We start from the raw sequence: 18,864 nt of genomic DNA, 5'->3' as shown, positions 1-18,864 counted from the left end.
ACCCTTCACCGGTACCGACTCCCGAGCCGCCCGGAACTCATCGGTGCGTTCATCGACTGTTCACCTCACGGTTGCGACCACTCACCCCGGCACGGCGTCGAAGTGACGAAAGATCTGTTCTCCGGCAGGGCTTTTCGTAGAGGTGGACAGTGAAGAGAACGCTCGGCATCGGTCTTGCGGTCGTCCTGCTCGTGGGTGTCGTGACGGCCGTCGTCCTGGGGCAGGGCTCCGGCGAACAGGCCCGGCTCCAGACCGTCCGCGGTGTGATCGGCTCGGAGAAGCTCGCCTTCTTCGCCGACCAGCGCGTCAAGGACGTGTTCGCGAAGCACGGCCTGGTGGTCGAGGTGGATCCGGCCGGGTCGCGGCAGATCGCGACGGCCACGGACCTGAACTCGTACGACTTCGCGTTCCCGTCCTCGGCGCCCGCCGCCGAGAAGATCCAGCGCGACCGCAAGGCCGCGCGGACGTACGCGCCGTTCTCGTCGCCGATGGTCATCGCCACGTTCGACCCGGTCGTCGGCCTGCTGACGAAGGCCGGTGTGGTGAAGTCCGGGCCGGGCTACCAGACGTTCGACGTGCAGGCGTACCTCGAGCTCGCGGCCAAGGGCACGCGCTGGGACCAGCTGCCGGGCAACACGGCCTATCCCGCGCGCAAGAACCTGCTCGTCACGACGACCGATCCGCGTGACTCGAACTCGGCGGCGATGTACCTGGCGATCACGTCGTTCGTCGCCAACAGCGGGGTGGTGTCGTCGCAGGACGCCGAGGCCAAGGTGCTGCCCGCGGTGTCGAAGCTGTTCCTGGACCAGGGATACACGCAGAGCAGCACCGAGGGCCCGTTCGAGGACTACCTGTCCGCGGGCATGGGCAAGACGCCGCTGGTGCTGGCGTACGAGGCGCAGTTCGTGGACCGGGTGGTGCGGGGCGACTCGTCGGTCCGGCCGGACATGAAGCTGCTCTACCCGGCGCCGACGGTGCTGTCCAAGCACACGCTCGTGCCGTTGCGCGAGGCCGGCGACCGGGTCGGGCAGCTGCTGCAGAGCGATGCCGAACTGGGCAGGCTCGCCGCGACGTTCGGCTTCCGCACAGCGGATCCCAGGCACTTCAACGACGTCGTCGAGGAGAAGGACCTGACCGTGCCGCAGACGATCGTGGACGTGGTCGAACCGCCCGCGCACGAGACCCTGGAGCGGATGCTCGAGGCGATCGCGAAGCAGTACTGACATGACCGATTTCGTTCTGACGCCACCGGATCCCGTCGAACCCGTACCGGTCGGCCGCGCGGCCGGGCTCATCCCCGTCGCCGACAGGACCGAGCTGTCGTCACGGGCCGAGGCCTTCGTGTCGGCCCTGGGCGCCGTCGACCCGCAGTCACCGGACTTCAGCCGGATCGCCGACGAGGCACTGGTGCTCGGCGAGGCGGAGATGCGGCTGGCGGCGCAGATCGCGGGCCGGCTGCTCGACCGCACGCTCGCGTCCGTCTCGTCGCCGCACGGCGCCCAGGTCTCGACCAGCCTGACCGAGCTGCGGCGCTCCGTCCGCGAGCTCGATCCGCAGGACCTGAGCAAGCTGACCGGCCGCAAGATCCTCGGCTTCCTCCCCGGCGGCAACTCGGCCCGCGGCCTGCTGGCACGGCTGCGCGCGGCCGACGAGCCGCTCAACCGCATCGTGCTGAGGCTGCGGTCCGGTCAGGACGCGCTGAAGCGCGACAACGCCGCGATCAAAGGCGAGCGGCAACGGTTGTGGGACCTGATGACCCAGCTGTCGCAGGACGCCGCCCTGGCCGCCGAGATGGACGAGGCGGTGCAGCGCCAGGTGGCCGTCCTCGACTTCGCCGAACCCGCACGCGCCCAGGCGTTGCGCGCCGACGTGCTCTTCGGCCTGCGGCAACGGCATCAGGACCTGCTGACCCAGCTCGCCGTGTGCGCGCAGGGGTACATGGCACTGGACGTGGTGCGCCGCAACAACGACGAGCTGGTCAAGGGCATCGAACGGGCCGTGAGCACGACCGTCACCGCGTTGCGGATCGGCGTGGCGGTCGCGGCGGCGCTGGCCGGGCAGCGCGAGGTGATCGACCAGGTCGACGCGGTGCGCGGCCTGACCGACTCGATCCTGCGCTCGAACGCGACGCTGATGTCCTTGCAGGGCGAGGAGATCCAGCGCATCGCCTCGACCCCCGCCGTCGGCGTCGAGGCGGTGCGGACCTCGTTCGACCAGATCTACGCGGCGATCGACGCGATCGACACGTTCAGGGCCCGCGCCGCCGACTCCATGTCCAGCACGGTCTCCGCGCTGGACACCGAGATCCGGCGCGCCCACGACCGCCTGACCCGCGTGCGGGAGACCGGGGACCAGCCGTGACCGGTCAGCTCGCCGCCGCACCAGTACAGGCACGACTCCGTCCGCCAGCCCCACTCCCGAGCCATCAGCGCGACTCCCAGGAGCCAGCATGATCCGCCGTCTCATCCCCGCGGCCGCCGTCGTGGCGCTGCTGGCGGGATGTTCCGACTCGACAGATCCGGCCAGACCGGTCGGCGACGCCGCCCCCGGCACCCTCCGCGTCCTCGCGGGCAGCGAACTGGCCGACCTCCAGCCGATCCTCGACGAGGCCGCCAAGGCCACCGGCATCAGCGTGAAGTTCAGCTTCACCGGCACTGTCGAGGGTGCCGAGAAGGTCGCGAGCGGTGCGGCCGAGCAGGGCTTCGACGCGGTCTGGTTCTCCTCCAACCGCTACCTCGAACTCGTGCCCGAGGCCCAGAAGCGGCTCAGCACGCCGGCCAAGGTGATGTCGTCACCCGTCGTGCTCGGCCTGCCCGCCGCGAAGGTGCGGGAACTGGGCTGGGACACGAAACGCGTCGGCTGGGCGGAGATCGCCGAGGCCGCGGGCGCGCAGAAGTTCACCTACGGCATGACCGACCCGTCCGCCTCCAACTCCGGGTTCTCCGCGCTGGTCGGTGTCGCGGCCGCGTTGTCCGGGTCGGGTTCGGCACTCGACGCGGCACGGATCGACGCGGTCGCGCCGCAGCTCAAGCAGTTCTTCTCGGCTCAGAAGCTGTCGGCGGGCTCGTCCGGCTGGCTGTCGGAGGCCTACCAGCGGCGCGCGCAGGATCCCGGCGCCAGGGTGGACGGTCTGATCAACTACGAGTCGGTGCTGCTGTCGATGCCCCAGCCGCTGACGCTGGTCTACCCGAGCGACGGCGTGGTGACGGCCGACTACCCGCTCACGCTGCTCACGTCGGCGTCGTCGGAAGCCCGTGAGGCGCACCGGAAGCTGTCCGACCACCTCAGGAGCGCGGACGTCCAGCGCAAGATCATGGAGACCACGCACCGCCGGCCCGCCGTGCCGCAGGTGCAGCTGGACGGCAAGTTCGCCACGAAGGACCTCGTGGAACTGCCGTTCCCCGGCAGCCAGTCCGCTGTGGACGGTCTCATCACCACGTACTTCGACCAGCTGCGCCGCCCGTCCCGCACGCTCTACGTGCTCGACACGTCCGGCTCGATGCAGGGCGACCGGATCGACGGCCTGCGCCAGGCCCTCACCGGGCTGACCGGTGCCGACGAGTCGCTCGCCGGCAGGTTCAGCCGGTTCCACGGCCGCGAGCAGGTGACGTTGCTGCCGTTCAGCAGCAGCGCGCAACCCGCCTTGAAGTACGAGGTGCCGCAGAACGACCCGCGCCCGGTCCTCGACCAGATCCGTGCCACCGCCACGAACCTCGACGCGTCCGGCGGCACGGCGATCTACAGCAGCCTGCGCGGCGGTTACGACGTGCTGCGCCAGCAGATCGACGCCGACCCGAACCGCTTCACGTCGATCGTGCTGATGACCGACGGCGAGAACACCGGCAGCGAGGGCATCACCGACTTCCAGCTGTTCCACCTGAGCCTGCCGCCGGACCTCAAGAGCATCCCGATCTTCCCCGTGCTGTTCGGCGAGAGCGCCGCGGCCGAGATGGAGCAGGTGGCGAAGATGAGCGGCGGCAAGGTGTTCGACGCCCGCAGCCGCTCGCTCTCGGCCGCCTTCAAGGAGATCCGTGGCTATCAGTAGGTACCTGGCCTCCTGGAAGAACCTGGCAGGCTGTGTGGGCGGGCTGATCGGCCTCGCCCTGCACTTCGCCGGACTCGCCGGGTCGTACTGGGTCGTCGTCGTGATCGGCCTCTACGGCGTGGGTGCCCTGGCCGCGCCGCCCGAGCGGATCACCCTGGTGACCGATCCGGAGGAGGAAGCGGGCGCGCTGCGATCCGAGTTGGACGCGCTGGCGCAACGGGTCCGGGGCCTGCGAGTGCCGGACGAGGTAGCGCCGAAGATCGCGGAGATCGCCGAGGTCCTGCGCGGCATGCTCGACCGCCCCCGCGCACTGCGCGCCGACCCGGACGCCCTGCACGCCGTCACCCGGCTCGTCGGCACCGACCTGCCGCTGTCCGTGCAGACCTACCTGAACCTGCCGTGGTGGTACGCAGCCGCACGTGGTTCGGGCACGGAACTGGTGCGGCAGCTGGACTTGCTGCACGCCGACTCGAGGAGGACCGCGGAACGGTTCCACGCGGCCGACGCGCAACGGCAGGCCGACCACACCCGCTACCTCGAGGACCGCGGATAGCTCAGCGATCCGCGTCAGGCGGGATGGCCGGCGTCTTCACACCCCCACCGGCGGGAGCCGGGGTCGCGGCGGGTGCCTCGCTCAGTTCGGCGACGGCCCTGCCGGCGAGCAGGGTGAGCCCGACGACGACCTCGGCCGCTCCGAGCAGGAGCAGCAACGTGGCCGCGGACACCAGGTGGTCGGTCAGCACGCCGCCGAGCAGCACGGCGACCGGGTAGGGACCCTGGCCGAGCAGCCGTCGCGCGCCGAACACGGTCGCCTGCCTCTCCGGCGGGACGCGCTCCTGCCAGATCGCGGTGAGCGGCGCGTTGGTCACCTGCACGGCGATGTTGCGCGCGCAGCCGGACACCGCCCACGCCCACGGCAGCGCGGTCGCCACCAGCGCGACCCTGCCCACCAGACCACCGGCGAGCACCCCGCCGCCGATGAGGAACCGCCGGGGCACCCGGCCTGCGAGCAGGACGACCGCGGACGCACCGAGCAGGAGTCCCGCGGAGCTCGCGATGTTGTAGAGCGCGAGGTTCCACTCCGGGTCGTCCGCGGAGGTGAGCACGAACGCCGTCAGCACGGCCGCGCCCATGCCGTTGAAGAAGTTGTTCCAGGCGAAGGAGAGCTGCAGCCGCCTGAACCTGCGGTCGCGCAGGATGTACCGCACCCCCTCGGCCGCCCCGGCGAACGGGCGCAGCGGCCGTTTCGGTCCGGCCGGGGTGGAGTCCCAGCGGGCCGCCAGTGCCAGGCACGCGGCGACCGTGAAGCTCACGGCGTCGAACAGGAACACGAGCGACGGGCTCGCGAAGCTGTACACGGCGGCGCCGAGCACCGGACCGGCGAACGTCGGCAGGTTCTCGACGAACGACACCATCCCGTTCACCTTGGTGAGGTCCGCCTCGCCGCGCAGTTGCCGCACCGAGGCGGCCAGGCTCACCGAGAGGGCAGCGTCGACGAGGCCGGACAGCGCCACCACCGCGATGATGGCACCGATCACGCCGGGCGTGAGCGACGTGGCGAGCGCCGCGAGCACCAGTGCGCAGCAGGCGAGCGCCACGTCGCAGGTGATGATCACCGCGCGCCGCGGGAAGTGGTCCGCGACCGCCCCCGCCAGCGGCGCGAGGTAGATGCTCGTGACGAACTTCGCGGCGAGCACGAGGGCGAGCGCGGCGGCCTGTCCGGTCGCCGCGTACACCGCCATGCTCAGCGCGAAGGTGGCGGCGCCGGACCCGGTGAGGGACACCACCTGGCCGCCCCACAGCAACGCGAACGCGCGACGACCCATCAGTCGAGCACCGCTCGTCGCAACAGGTGGTGCGCGGAGGACACGAACGTCCGCACACGGTGAACCATGCCCCCCAGCATGAACACAACGTTAGCAAGCACGCGCGCGGAGACGACTCCTAACACCTGCCCCATCGACTGCATCGGTCCGGCGTCCGTGCTTCGAACCCAACCCCCCGCCGCATCACGGCGAGATAACCGAACGGTAACGGCAAGACATACCGACCGAGTACTCGGTCGGTCCTTCTGGTCTGCTCGACGGCATGGACATCGAGAAGGCGATCGCCCGGCTGGACCTGCCGCGGAAGGTCCGGCTGCTCACCGGTTCCGCGCTGTTCGCGCTGCACGCGGAGCCGGAGATCGGCCTGGCGTCGCTGAAGCTGTCCGACGGCCCGACGGGGGTCCGCGGCGCCGAGCTCAGGGGCGGCACGATCGCGTGCGTGCTGCCGAACGCGACTTTGCTCGCCCAGCACTGGGACGTGGCACTGGCGCGCGAGGTCGGTGAGGTGCTCGCGGACGAGGCGGCGGCACAACAGGTCCACGTCGTGCTCGGCCCGACGATCAACCTGCACCGCACGGCGCTCGGCGGCCGGCTCTTCGAGGCCTACAGCGAGGACCCGCTGCTCACCGGCGTCATCGCGGCCGCCTACGTGCGCGGCCTGCAAGGCAAGGGCATCGCGGCGACGCCGAAGCACTACGTGGCCAACGAGTCCGAGACCGAGCGGCGCACGGCGAGCATGGTGCTGGACGAGAAGGCGTTGCGCGAGGTCTACCTCCTGCCGTTCGAGATCGTGGTCGAGGACTCCGCGCCGTGGGCGGTCATGGCGGCCTACAACAACGTCAACGGCATCCCCGCGACCGAGCACACCGAGCTCGTCGAGGGAGTGCTGAAGGGCGAGTGGGGGTTCGACGGACTGGTCATGTCGGACTGGTTCGCCACGAAGTCCACCGCGGCGAGCGCCAACGGCGGTCTCGACCTGGTCATGCCCGGCCCTGGCGGTCCGTGGGAGGACGAACTGGTCGCGGCCGTGCGGGCGGGCGAGGTCGCGGAGCCGGTCGTCGACGACCACCTGACCCGGCTGCTGCTCCTGGCGTCGCGGACCGGGGCGTTCGGCGAGCAGCGCTCGTGGCCCCAGGACCTGCCCGCACCGGACAGCGCGGTGCGCCGGGAGCAGCTGCGCAGGTTCGCGGCAGGTGGCATGACCGTGCTGAAGAACTCCGGCGTGCTGCCGTTGCCGGAGTCCAGTGTCGCACTGATCGGGCGCCACGCGACCGACACCGTCGCGCAGGGCGGTGGTTCCGCCGGTGTCCGGCCACCGCACGTCATCAGCATCGCGGACGGCCTGACCTCGCGGCTCGGCTCCTCGGTGTCCGTTGTGGACGGTGTGGATGTCCGGGTCCGGTACGCCGCTCCCAGCGCCGGGGTGCTGAAGGACATCCGCGCCACGACGTACGACGCCGACGGCCAGGTGCTGGCCACCCGCGAGATGGAGATCGCCGAACTCGCGGCCTATGGCGGCTGGGCGCAGGGCGCCGCGTCGATCGAGGTGTCCGGCGAGGTCGTGCTGGACGAGCCGGCGCGGCTGCTGGTCGGCGTGCGCGGCTTCGGCGACTGGACGATCGACATTGGCGGACGGCAGCACGCCACACTTCTGGCCTGGGCGAACGGCATCGTCGAGGAAGCACTGCTCAAGCCGCCGCACTGGACGGCCGAGGTGCTGCTGTCGCCGGGTGACCGGATCACGGCGCGCGTCCGCGAGGCCAGTGCGCTGGTCGGCCTGATCACCCAGCCGGTCCCCCGCGCTCCCGCCGACGCGATCGGTGCCGCGGTACGGGCCGCACGGGAGGCGGACGTCGCGGTCGTGGTCGTCGGGCTCACCGAGGAGCAGGAGACCGAGGGCTTCGACAAGACCACGCTCGCGTTGCCCGGCGAGCAGGACGCGCTGGTCGCAGCAGTAGCGGCGGCCGCGAAACAAACGGTCGTCGTGGTGAACGCCGCCACGCCGGTGCTCATGCCGTGGCTCGCACAGGTCGACGCCGTGCTGTGGGCCGGACTGCCGGGCCAGGAGGCCGGTGACGCCGTGGCAGCCGCGTTGCTCGGCGACATCGAACCGGCGGGGCGCTTGGTCACGACGTTCCCCCGCTCCGACGCCGACGCCCTGCCGTTGATCCCGTCCGACGGCGAGCTGGTGTACTCCGAAGGCACCGCGATCGGTTACCGGGGCGCATCCGAGCCGTTGTTCTGGTTCGGCCACGGTCTCGGCTACACGACCTGGGAGTACGGGGACGCGCGTACGTCCACTGTGGACGGCGTGCTCGCCTCGGTCTCGGTCGGGCTCACCAACACCGGCGAACGCGCCGGCCGTGAGGTCGTGCAGGTCTACCTCCGCCCGCGAGACGAGACGGTCCGTCTCGTCGGTTTCGCGGTGGCGGACGTCGAGGCAGGGCAGACCGTGCGGGTGGAGGTGCCGTGCGACGCGCGGGCCCAACGGGTCTGGGCGGACGGCTGGCACCCGCTGACCGGCGGTGAGGCGCTGATCGCCCGCGGGCTCGGCGACGTCCGCGTTACCCTGCCCGCTGATCAGGAGTGAGGTGACGCCGTGTCGGTCCCGCCCCGGTACCGGGCCAAGTCGCGGGTGGACGTCTCCGGCGAGGAGTCCAGGGCCAAGGCCGTGGCCGTCGCGACCGAACTGTTCGCGCTGACGGGCTTCAAGGGGACGTCGGTCGCGGCCGTGGCGGCGAGGTCCGGGCTGTCGCAGTCCGGCCTGCTGCACCACTTCCCGAGCAAGGCGGCGCTGCTGACGGCCGTGCTGGAGGAACGCGACCGGCAGGACGGCGATTTCCTGACCGGCGGCGGGGGTCCGCCGCTGGGCTGGGCGGCGTTCGACGCGCTGACCGCCCTGGTGGCGCGCAACTCGGCGCGTCCGCACTTGGTCGGCCTGTTCGTGCGGCTGGCCGCCGAGGCGACCGAACCCGGCCATCCCGCGCACACGTGGGTGCGACGGCATTACAGCGGACTGCGGCGATGGCTGACCGATGCCGTGCGCACCGGTCAGGAACGAGGGGAGATCGCGGCAGCGGCTCCGGTCGACTCGGTGGTGCGCACGACGATCGCCGTGATCGACGGGTTGCAGCAGCAGTGGCTGCTCCAACCGGACGAGGTGTCGATGACGGCGGAGTTCGAGGAGTTCACCCGAACCCTGCGAGCCCGCTGGGCGGGCTGAAGGTCGACCGCAAGGTGGTGGCCCGGTTTCAGTCTGGGGGACCCGTACCGGGCCACCGGTCTTGCGGTAGTTGGCCGACGTGCGCGGTGACTTTTCACACGCCGGCCGGGTTCTGGGGGAACCGGACCCGGCAACTGCGCCGACCCCCACTCCCGGGAGTTCGGGCCCGGCGGCGCAGGTACCGGATCTGGACACAAAGATGACAGGGGGCGTGCACAGATTTCGCCCAGGCCGTGCACAGACCGTCAGGAAGTGCGCGAGGATGGCTGTGCACCCCAAGACCTGGATCATCGAGGAGCGATCGACCTGTGGAGTTCCTGCTGCTCGGCTCGCTGGCGGTACGGCGGGCGGGCACGGTGCTGGAGCTGGGCGGCCCCCGGCAGCGCGCGGTGCTCACCATGCTGCTGCTGCACGCCAACGAGGCCGTCAGCGTCGCACAGCTGACGGACGCGGTCTGGGATTCCCCGCCGGTGTCGCCCGAGTCGAACCTCCGCACCTACGTCGCCGGGTTGCGCAAGGTCCTCGGTGACCGGCTGAAGACCAAGGCCGGCCACGGCTACCAGCTCGTGGTCGAGCCCGGCGAACTGGACCTCGACTCGTTCGACCGGCTGGTGCACGAAGGGGAGGACGCGCTCGCGGACGGCGACACGGAGGCCGCGGCTGGCCTGTTCGGCCAGGCGCTGGCCAGGTGGCACGGCATCCCGACCGCCGAGCTGAACGCGGGCCCGTTGCTTCGCGCGGAGTTCACCCGGATCCAGGAACGCCGGCTCACGGCCGTCGAGCGGTTCGCCAAGGCGTCGCTGGAACTGGGCCGGTTCGACGACGTGATCGACCGGTTGCGGCGGGAGACGGCACTGCACCCGCTGCGCGAGGAGCTCTGGGCGCTGCTGATGCTGGCCCTGGACCGCTCCGGCCGCCGCAACGAGGCACTCGAGGCCTACGCGACGGCCCGCAGGCACATGATCGAGCAGGTCGGCGTCGAGCCCGGAGCGCGGTTGCGCCAGTTGCAGCAGGTGGTCCTCGAAAGCCGGGTGCCCTCTCCCGCGGCCTTGAGCGCGCACCGCCAGCTGCCGATGGACATCGCGGAGTTCACCGGGCGCGAGTCCGAGCTGCGGCGGCTGTGCGAGCCGGGACCGCAGACCACCGTCGTGATCTCCGCGATCGAGGGCATGGCCGGTGTCGGCAAGACGAAACTGGCTGTGCGCGCGGCCCACCGGCTCGTTCAGCATTACCCGGACGTGCAACTGTGGGCCGACTTGCACGGCTTCGACGCCGACGAGCTGCCCGCCGACCCGTCCGCCGTGCTGGAGAGCTTCCTGCGGCTGCTGGGCGTGCCCGGCGGGCAGATCCCGGAGTCGCTGGAGGAACGGGCGGCGCTCTACCGCGACCGGCTGACGGGCAAGCGCACGCTGGTGCTGCTCGACAACGCCGCCGGTGAGGACCAGGTGCGGCCGTTGCTGCCCGGCGGTTCCAGCTGCATGGTCCTGATCACCAGCCGTCGCACGCTGCTGCGGCTGGACGGCGCGCAGTCGGTCCTCCTCGACGTCTTCACGTCCGGCGAGGCACTCGCGCTGCTCTCCCGGATCGCCGGCGAGGACCGGGTGAGGGCCGATCACGAGGCCGCGGAACGGATCGCGGAGCTGTGCGGGCACCTGCCGATCGCCGTCGCGCTCGCCGCGAAACGCCTGGCCCGCCGTCCACAGTGGACGATACAGGACCTGGTGGACCGGCTCGAACGGGGAGGAGGCCTCGGCACCAGGGGCGTGTTCGACCTCTCGTACCAGGCGTTGCCGGAGAACCAGAGGCGCCTGTTTCGCCTCCTCGGACTCCACCCGGGAGAAGACGTCACCGCCGACTCGGCCGCCGCACTCGCCGGGCTGACCGCGTACGAGGCGGGCGACCTGCTGGAGACGCTGCTCGACGAACACCTGCTGCAACAGCACACTCCCGGCCGCTACAGCCTGCACGACCTGTTGCGCGCATACGCCGTCGAACAGGTCATGGCCGCCGACCCGCCGCCCGCCCGTGCGCTGGCGCGGCGCCGGGTGCTCGACTGGTACGTGCACACGTCCTGGCACAGCGCGCAGCAGCTCAACCCGCAGCGCAAGCTGGAGATCGGCCCGCCTGACCCGGCTGTGCACCCGCGCACGTTCGCGGACCGCGACGAGGCCCTGCTGTGGTGCGACACCGAACGCGCGAACCTCGTCGCCGCGATCCGCGACGCCGCCCAGCACGAACTGCCCGAGCAGTGCTGGAGCCTCGCTCAATGCCTGTGGGACTTCTTCAACCTGCGCAAGCACTGGGCGGACTGGATCGACACGCACGGCGTGGCGCTGGCCGCCGCACGGTCGGTCGGCGACCGCGACGCCGAGGGCCGGATGCTGATCACGCTGGGCATCGCGCTGCGCGAGGTCCGGCGGCACGACGAGTCCATCGACTGCAACCAGCAGGCGCTCGCGATCTTCCGCGCGACCGGCGACAGGTCTCGGCAGGTGCCGACGCTCAACAACATCGGCATCGTGCACATGGTGCAGGGCCGCACCGAGGACGCGCTGGCGTGCTACGAGCAGTGCGCCGAGATCGCCCGGGAGCTGGGCGACCTGCACACGGAAGCCGTGACGCTGAACAACATCGCGCTGCTGCACGCCGACGCGGGCCGGTTCGACGTCGCGCTGGCGCGGTACCTGCGGGCGCTGGAGATCCGCGCGGACATCAAGGACCCGTACAGCGAGGCCATCCTGCTCAACAACATCGGCGAGGTGTACCGGGGGCTGCTCGACTTCACCGAAGCCGTGTCGTACGTCGAACGGGCGCTGGAGACGTTCCGGGCGATCGGTGACCTCTACGGGCAGGCCGAGTCGCTGGACAACCTCGGGCTGGCGCTGGACGGCCTCGGTGATCGCCGTGGCGCGGAGAAGTGCTGGCTGGAGTCCGTGACCCTGTTCGAGGAACTGGGCGAGCCCAAGGCCGACGAGGTCCGTTCACGTCTGTGACCGGCCGATCAAGCAAAGTGCGATCCGTGCCGTATCGCGTTTCTCCAGCCTGTTCCGAACAGCCCTCGGGCGAGTTCGCCACAACTGCAGACGTGAGGACACGGCATGAAGGATCTCTCATTCGACCCTGACGACCTGGAGCTCGGCGACCTCGCGGTCACCTCCCTGCGCGACTCGGTCGCGTTGCCGGAGTCCGGTGCGTCCGGTGGCGCGTCGTCGTGCTCGTGCGGCAGCTCGTCGTGCAGCAGCTGTACCCAGCCTCCCGTCCAGAACGCATGAGCGATCGCGTGCAGGGAGAAACAGCGCCATACGCACTCGTGCGCCTGGCGGCCCTGCCGCACCCGGACGGCGCTGCGGCGGCAGCGCCGTTCCGGCGGGCGGTGGAGGCCCTGGCGGCGGTGGAAGCCTCGCTGGTGTCGCTGGCCGGCCCGGTGTCGGACCTGTTGCACGACAGCGCCGGCACGCACCCCGGCTCCTACCACCGCACCGTCGTGCTGCCGTTGCGCCGCGACGTCCACAACGGACGGTCGCCCCGCCCTTCGCTGCGCGCCGAGGCCGACTCGCTGGTGCCGCGCTTCCCGCAGCTCGGCGAGTGGCTGGCCGCGACGGACCAGCGGACCGCGCTGACCGAGGAGGTCGAGCGGCTGCTGCCGGACGCGCTCGCCGCCGAACGCGAGGTGCTCGCGACGTTGTGCGGCAACGAGTCCCTGCGGAAGGCGGCCGTCTTCAGCGGCCGAGACCTGTGGCAGGGGCTCGCGCGGGCGGGCACCGGTGACAAGCGTTCCCGCAAGGCCGAACCGGCGGTGCTGCGCTACGCCCTGCGCGCGACGTCGAAGACCAGTCCCCTGTCCTGGTACGCGTCGGTCGGCTGGGCCACCTGGTCCCCCGACACGCCCACGCCCGACTGGGGCACACCGGTCGCCGTCACACGGGTCAACCAGGTGCTGCTGTCGCGGTTGACCGCGGCCCTGCTCGCCGACCGCGCGCACCTCCTCGACCACCCGCACCGCCTCGCCCCCGACGTGCACCTCGACGGCGGCCGGCTGAAGTTCCGCCGTGACGTTCCCGCTCGGGGCCCGTTGCGGGCGTACGTCGGCATCCAGGAGGACGTGGAACTGGCGTCGAGCGCGCCGCTGCAGTTCCTCATCGGCCTCACCGGCGCAAACCCCAAGGGCATCAGCCCCTCCGAACTCGCCAGCGCGCTCGCCACCCGGCTGCCCGACGGCGAGTCCGACCGCGCGCAGCACTACGTGGCGTTGCTGCTCGACATCAAGCTCCTCGTGCCGGTGCTGCCGATGGACCCGCAGGATCCCGCCGCCTGTCCCGCGCTGGCCTCGTGGCTGCGCGACACCAGGCGTCCCGAACTCGCCGACCGAATCGTGTCGATCTACCGCGACACCCTGGCGTTCGCCGAGATCGGCGCCGCGCAACGGCCTGCCGCGCTCGCCGCACTGTTCGCGGCCTGGGAGGAACTGGGTTCGGTCGCCGGGGTCGACCTGAGCGGCGTGACGCCGTTGAGCGAGGACGTCGTGCTTCCCCAGTCGAATCGGCTCGGCCGTGCGCACGGCTACGACGGCGTGCGGTCGCTGGCCGGCCTGACTCCGCTGCTGATGCTGTTCGACCGGCACCTCGCGATCCGGCGGCACTCGCGCGACCTGTTCGTCACGAACTTCGGCCGCGGCGGATCTGCCCGCCTCGCCGAGTGCGCACCGCTGATGCACGAGGCCATGTCCGGTGCGCCGACCGGTGGTCTCGGAGCGAGCCGCGCGCAGGTCGCCGATCTGGTGCGGGACGGCGTGATCACCGACGAGGTCGTCACCGCCGCCGCGGACCTGCTGCCCTCGTGGATGAAGACCAGGCCGGTCTCGTACTCGTTCTTCGCCCAGCCGTCGCCGGACGGCCTGGTGGTCAACCACGTCTACGACGGGTTCGGCCGTTTCCCGGGCCGGTTCCTCGACCTGCTGCCGCCCGAGGCCTACGCGACCGTCCGGGCCACTTTGGACGGTGTGTTCCCGCGCGGGTTCGCCGAGTACCGGCCGGTGCAGGGCTTCAACCCGAACCTGCACCCGCTGCTCGGGCGCGCCGAGATCGGCGAGGACCCGCACTGGGCCGACCACACACCGGACGCGCTGGACATCTTCCACGACCAGGAGAACGACGAGCTGCGGCTGCGGCGCCGGGACAACGGCGCGGTGCTGGACGTGCTGTACCTCGGTTACCTCATGCCGATCTCGCTGCCCGACCGCGTCGCCGCCCTGCACGCCGACCTGTCGTGCGGTGCGGCCGACCTCTCGCCGTTGCAGCCCGTCGAGGTTCGCGGTGACGTGCGGGTCGCTGATCGGCTGCGCTACCGCGATGTCGTGCTCGGCCGGCGTTACTGGGACTTCCCCTCCGCCGCCTTGGAAGAGGCGTTCTCGTCCGTCGCCGGTGCGACCGCGCTGCGCGCCCGGTACGGCATGCCCGCGCAGCTGTTCGCGGGCATGGGCGGCGTCATCACCTCCCGCGAGGACTTCGAGGCGCGGGTGAACGGCCCGAAACCGCAGTACGCCGACCTCACCAACGCACTGCACCTGCGCTGCCTGCCGCGCCTGACCCCCCGCTACGGCGACCACGTCCGGCTGACCGAGGCACTCCCGGTGCCGTCCGGGCAGGTGCTGGAGGTCGTCGCGGAGACCTACCGGAGGGCTGGATGACCGACGTCGTCTGCTACTACCACGACCCGATCAAGGCACCGCTGCTGCGCGACGGCGTCCTGCCCGCTCTCGCCGCCACCGAAGCCGCCTTCTCCGACGTCACGGGCCACGTGGAACGCCACTGGCTGCACGGCCCGCACGTGCGGGTCGTGCTGTTCGGCCCGTCCTCGCCGACGGCGGCTTCGCTGCTGGCGACCCTGCTGCGCTCCTACCTGGCCGCTCATCCGTCCACTGTGGAACTGTCCGAGGCCTCCCTGCTCGCCCACGCCGAGTCCGCGGCCGTCGCCGAACTGCTCCTGCCGCCGTTCACCCCGTTCCACCCCAACAACTCCGTGCGCATCGAGCCGACCGACGACACGCGTCTGCGTTCACTCCTGTCAGAGGCGCACATCGCCGTGCGCGCCGAAGGCCTCCGGCTGGGCGTTCCGGCCTTGCGCCACTCCCTCTCCGTGCCTCGCGCGACCCTGGCGCTGACCGCGATGGCCGTCCACGCCAGCCGTTACCCAGGCGGCCTGCGGTACGGCTACCACTCGTTCGTCTCACACGTCGAGGACTTCCTGCTGGCGAACGACCCCGATGGCACCATCCGGTCCAAACTGGACTCGATCTGGACCGCGAACGCCTCCGCCGCGTGCGCTTTGGTCGAACAGGTGGCGCTGGGCCACCCGACCACCCACCTGGAAGCGGCCTGGCAGACCTGGACCATCGCCCTGCGCCTGACCGCCCAGGAACGCTACGACGCGGGCCTGCTCACCGCGGATCCCAACCCCCGCCACGGCGAACGCGCCTACGAGATCGGCGACGAGGACGCGATCCGGCGTTACAACTACGGCGAGCGGACGAAGTTCAGCGACTACCACACGGCGATGTGGACCGTGGACCTCTCCGACCCGGCGATCGCGCGCGCGATGGCCGTCTACCGCGTCGGCACCAACGTCCTCTACCAGCTGCTGGCGATCTGCGACGTCACCCCGATGGAGCGCTACGCCGCGGCCCACCTCCTCGCCAACGCCGCACAGCAGGTCCTGGGCACCACCTGGGCCGAGCAGTTCGCCGCACTGCCGAAGGCCGGGTGAAGCGCGTGCTCGTGCGACTGCGCCCGGTCGTCCAGGCCACGCAGACCGCCGACGGCCTGCACCTGCGCGGCTGGGCCTCGAGCTGCACGCTCTCCGGCGGCTCCGGCCTGTGGAAGGTGTGGCAGCGCCTGGCCCCGCAGTTGGAGACGGGACTTCCGCGTGCCTCCCTGGAGGTACCGGAAGGCACTGCTCCGGCCGTGCGGGCCGCGGTCACGCTGATCCTGGAACAGTTGTGGGAGCACGACATGCTGGTCGAGATGCCTTCGTGGGGTCCGGACGCGCCTGCTGCGGAGGTGGCGGCCTGGCTCGAGTCGGCGGCCGCGGAACCGGTGGAGGCCTGGCGCCGGCTTCGCGAGGCCGTGGTGGTCGTGGCGGGCCACGGGGTGCTGGAGGACGTGGCCGTCCGGGCGGCGGAGGCGGTGGGGCTGGCGGTTCAGCGGTCGAAGGCCGGTGACCGCGAACTCGTCGTGTCCGCGGGAGATCTCGTTGTCGTGGCGGGTTGTGGGACCGATGTCGGCTACGTGCTGCCACCGACCGCAGAGGGTTTTTTTTCGGTCAACACTGAAGTCACTATGCGTACCGCCGCACGGCTCGGTGTGACGGGCGAACCGCCCGAGGTCCTGGCCGCACTCATCGGATCCGCCGCCGTGCACCGCCTCGTCTGCGCTCTCGCCGGGCTGCCGGACCCGGCCTCGGAACTCGCCACGGGCACCTACCCGATGGCACTGGTAGCCCACGCCGATCCCCTCAGCGCCACCTACCACCCACTCCTGCAAGGCGCTCCCCCGTCAGACCCGTGGCGAGCCTTCGAAGCCCTCACCGACCACGAACTCGGGCCGGTCGACACCCCGGTGTTCGGCCCCCTCCCCCAGGTCCCGGCGAACCTCGCCACCTCGGGAGACGCACTGGGCATCGGCACCACGGCCGACAGCGCCCGCCTCAACGCCGCCCTCAACGCCCTCAAGTCCGACGGCGTGATCGGCATCGACGAGACCCACGCTCGAGGCGCCGCCCTCCGCCTGGCCGCACGCCACCACCGGGGCGAACCGGCCGACGCCCACGAGTGGACCAGCGACCCGACCGCACACAGGTGGTGGAAGGCGTTGACCGCGAGGTTCGGCATTCCCGCCGTGGTCAGGACCGAACGCCTCGCACCCGGCGTCCACAAGGCGGAGATCAGCAACGGTCAGCGCGTTCTCGCGTGGGCGGTCGAAGCGACGGCCGCGGACGCGGTGGCCTTCGCAGCCCTCGCCGCCACCGGGTACGCCCAGGCGGGCCGCACCGGCACCGCCCACCTCAACGGCGCCGCCCCGCTCACGCCCGCCGACCACCCCGACTGGGTCACCCGGCAATGGCACTGGCCCGCCGACGTGCGGGACCGCGAAGAACGGCTCCAGCAAGCGATCGCGATGCTGCCCGGCGTCAGGATCCGGCCGCTCCGGCTGGACCCGGAACTCCGTGCCGCCGGCCTCAGGGCGTACCGATGACCCGCATGGACGGCGGCCTCACCCTCATCGGCCCGACCGCCGGTGTCTGCGTCGACTGCGCGGAGACCGCGCGGCTCGCAACGGCCAAAGCGCCCCGCGACGTGCGGCTCAAAGGTCTGGTCGCACCGGCGTTCCAGCCCTTGGTGACCGCACTCGAAAACCAGCGCCACGACACCGTGATCGCCATCCGCACCGACCTGGGACTGGTGTCCACCCACCGGATCACGCCTGGGAACTGCTGTTCCCCGGCACCCGCGGCCAACGAGGAGACCAAGACCCCCAACGGCGAACTCCGCACCCCGGACAGGAGCGCCGGGCTGAAGGACGCCGTGGTCGACTTCCGGCACGGCCCGGTCACCGCACTGTTCCGCACGGGAGACCTGCCGCTCGCCACGGTCACCGCCGAACTCGACTCCCACACCGCCGGCTACGGCCGCACCACGTCGTTCGAAGAGGCCGAACGCGTGGCCCTCTTCGAAGCGGTCGAACGCCGCAACGGCATGCGGCCACGCCACCCGGACCCGAGGGAAGCCTCGTTCGCCGAACTGGGACCGGACCAGGCGCTCGACCCGCAACGCCTGGGCCTCAACGACTTCGGCAACACCTACCACCCGGACCTGAAGATGCGCTGGGCGGAAGGCTGGTCGTACACCCGGCGCGGGCCGGTCCGGGTACCGGAACAGGTCGCGTACTGGGCCGCGCACACACCGGCGGAGCAGCGGTTCGTCCACGAGACGTCCAACGGCTGCGGGCTCGGCAACAGCCTGACCGAAGCGGTGCTGCACGGCCTGTTCGAGGTGGCCGAACGCGACGCGTTCCTGATGGCCTGGTACGCCCAGACGTCGCTGACCAGGATCACACTCCCACCGGACCCGTTGCTGCACCACCTCGCCGACCGGCTCGAGGAACTCGGCTACGAGCTGCTGTTCCTCAACGCCACCAACGACCTGGGCATCCCGGCCGTGCTGACCCTGGCCAGGACCACCGGGGAGGGCCTGCCCCAGGCGTTCTTCGCCGCCGGCGCCGGCCCGGACCCGGTGAAGGCCCTGCGGTCGGCCGCCGTCGAGGTGGCCGTGGACGTCGAGGCGTTCGCCGATCGCGCGAGGGCGAATCCGGAGAACTACCGCAGAGAACGCCTGCTGCGCCTTCTCCACGATCCGACACTGGTCCGGAGCATGGACGACCACGTCGCCGTCAACACCCTGCCGGAGGCGAGGGAGCGGTACGCGAACCTGGTCAGCGACGACCCGCCCGAAACCCTCCACGATCAGCGAAACCACACCGACCTGCGTGATCTGCTCGACCGCTACACGGAGGACCTCCGCGGCCAAGGCCTGGAGCTGATCGCGGTCGACCAGTCGGACCCGCACACCACGAACACCCTCGGGCTGCACTGCGCCAAGGTCGTCGTGCCGGGCACGCTGCCCATGACGTTCGGCCACCTGCACCGCCGGACGACAGGCCTGCCCCGCCTCGGCAGCACTGCCGGCCATCCCCACCCGTTCCCCTGAACCACCGTTG

General features: G+C 71.2%; 13 protein-coding genes. 12 read left to right on the top strand and 1 reads right to left on the bottom strand.

Annotated elements, in window-relative coordinates:
- Positions 1-149 precede the first annotated feature (149 nt).
- The 4 genes from LX88_RS29280 (at position 150) to LX88_RS29265 (ending at position 4,598) form a co-directional block, all read left to right on the top strand.
- Positions 150-1,223: a hypothetical protein gene (locus LX88_RS29280; protein ID WP_258950992.1), complete on the top strand. Its 1,074-nt coding sequence runs from the start codon at positions 150-152 to the stop codon at positions 1,221-1,223.
- A 1-nt stretch (position 1,224) separates the two neighbouring features.
- Positions 1,225-2,361, top strand: coding sequence for a toxic anion resistance protein (locus LX88_RS29275; RefSeq protein ID WP_258950991.1), 1,137 nt, complete (start codon positions 1,225-1,227; stop codon positions 2,359-2,361).
- 88 nt (positions 2,362-2,449) lie between these two features.
- Complete coding sequence (locus tag LX88_RS29270) at positions 2,450-4,045, top strand: VWA domain-containing protein (RefSeq protein ID WP_258950990.1); 1,596 nt, start codon at positions 2,450-2,452, stop codon at positions 4,043-4,045.
- Positions 4,032-4,598 carry a hypothetical protein gene (locus LX88_RS29265; RefSeq protein WP_308203469.1) on the top strand — a complete coding sequence of 189 codons (567 nt, stop codon included), beginning with the start codon at positions 4,032-4,034 and terminating at the stop codon, positions 4,596-4,598. The genes LX88_RS29270 and LX88_RS29265 overlap by 14 nt, the downstream gene beginning before the upstream one ends.
- Before the next feature lies 1 nt (position 4,599).
- On the opposite strand, the gene LX88_RS29260 is transcribed toward LX88_RS29265, so the two are convergent.
- Positions 4,600-5,871 (bottom strand): MFS transporter, encoded by a 1,272-nt coding sequence (locus tag LX88_RS29260; protein ID WP_258950989.1) that lies wholly within the window; start codon positions 5,869-5,871, stop codon positions 4,600-4,602.
- Between the two features lie 262 nt (positions 5,872-6,133).
- Between LX88_RS29260 and LX88_RS29255 the strand changes: the two genes are divergently transcribed.
- From LX88_RS29255 to LX88_RS29220, 8 genes are all read left to right on the top strand, one after another.
- On the top strand, positions 6,134-8,461 hold the full coding sequence (locus tag LX88_RS29255; RefSeq protein WP_258950988.1) for a glycoside hydrolase family 3 protein: 2,328 nt from the start codon (positions 6,134-6,136) through the stop codon (positions 8,459-8,461).
- Positions 8,462-8,470: 9 nt separating this feature from the next.
- Positions 8,471-9,094, top strand: a complete 624-nt coding sequence (locus LX88_RS29250) for a TetR/AcrR family transcriptional regulator (RefSeq protein ID WP_258950987.1) — start codon at positions 8,471-8,473, stop codon at positions 9,092-9,094.
- Between the two features lie 308 nt (positions 9,095-9,402).
- Positions 9,403-12,087: an AfsR/SARP family transcriptional regulator gene (locus LX88_RS29245; protein ID WP_258950986.1), complete on the top strand. Its 2,685-nt coding sequence runs from the start codon at positions 9,403-9,405 to the stop codon at positions 12,085-12,087.
- 105 nt (positions 12,088-12,192) lie between these two features.
- Positions 12,193-12,366, top strand: a complete 174-nt coding sequence (locus LX88_RS29240) for a thiazolylpeptide-type bacteriocin (RefSeq protein ID WP_094030699.1) — start codon at positions 12,193-12,195, stop codon at positions 12,364-12,366.
- Entirely contained in the window at positions 12,363-14,780 is a 2,418-nt protein-coding gene (locus LX88_RS29235; protein WP_258950985.1) for a lantibiotic dehydratase, read from the top strand. The genes LX88_RS29240 and LX88_RS29235 overlap by 4 nt, the downstream gene beginning before the upstream one ends.
- Positions 14,777-15,856, top strand: coding sequence for a hypothetical protein (locus LX88_RS29230; protein ID WP_258950984.1), 1,080 nt, complete (start codon positions 14,777-14,779; stop codon positions 15,854-15,856). The genes LX88_RS29235 and LX88_RS29230 overlap by 4 nt, the downstream gene beginning before the upstream one ends.
- 5 nt (positions 15,857-15,861) lie before the next feature.
- Positions 15,862-17,343, top strand: coding sequence for a hypothetical protein (locus LX88_RS29225; protein WP_258950983.1), 1,482 nt, complete (start codon positions 15,862-15,864; stop codon positions 17,341-17,343).
- A complete protein-coding gene (locus LX88_RS29220) occupies positions 17,340-18,854 on the top strand; it encodes a YcaO-like family protein (RefSeq protein WP_258950982.1) in 1,515 nt (504 codons plus the stop codon). The genes LX88_RS29225 and LX88_RS29220 overlap by 4 nt, the downstream gene beginning before the upstream one ends.
- Positions 18,855-18,864: the final 10 nt, after the last annotated feature.

This window comes from Lentzea californiensis (assembly GCF_024648825.1).
GTDB classification, from domain to species: domain Bacteria; phylum Actinomycetota; class Actinomycetes; order Mycobacteriales; family Pseudonocardiaceae; genus Lentzea; species Lentzea californiensis.
The sequence above is the reverse complement of the archived record's forward strand: the minus strand, read 5'-3'. Positions and strand labels throughout refer to the sequence as shown.

Bases quoted from the DNA above. Each gene is read 5' to 3' on its own strand.
- LX88_RS29275 (WP_258950991.1), top strand. From the start codon at position 1,225: ATGACCGATTTCGTTCTGACGCCACCGGATCCCGTCGAACCCGTACCG.
- LX88_RS29270 (WP_258950990.1), top strand. From the start codon at position 2,450: ATGATCCGCCGTCTCATCCCCGCGGCCGCCGTCGTGGCGCTGCTGGCG.
- LX88_RS29260 (WP_258950989.1), bottom strand. From the start codon at position 5,871: ATGGGTCGTCGCGCGTTCGCGTTGCTGTGGGGCGGCCAGGTGGTGTCC.
- LX88_RS29255 (WP_258950988.1), top strand. From the start codon at position 6,134: ATGGACATCGAGAAGGCGATCGCCCGGCTGGACCTGCCGCGGAAGGTC.
- LX88_RS29240 (WP_094030699.1), top strand. From the start codon at position 12,193: ATGAAGGATCTCTCATTCGACCCTGACGACCTGGAGCTCGGCGACCTC.
- LX88_RS29235 (WP_258950985.1), top strand. From the start codon at position 12,363: ATGAGCGATCGCGTGCAGGGAGAAACAGCGCCATACGCACTCGTGCGC.
- LX88_RS29230 (WP_258950984.1), top strand. From the start codon at position 14,777: ATGACCGACGTCGTCTGCTACTACCACGACCCGATCAAGGCACCGCTG.
- LX88_RS29220 (WP_258950982.1), top strand. From the start codon at position 17,340: ATGACCCGCATGGACGGCGGCCTCACCCTCATCGGCCCGACCGCCGGT.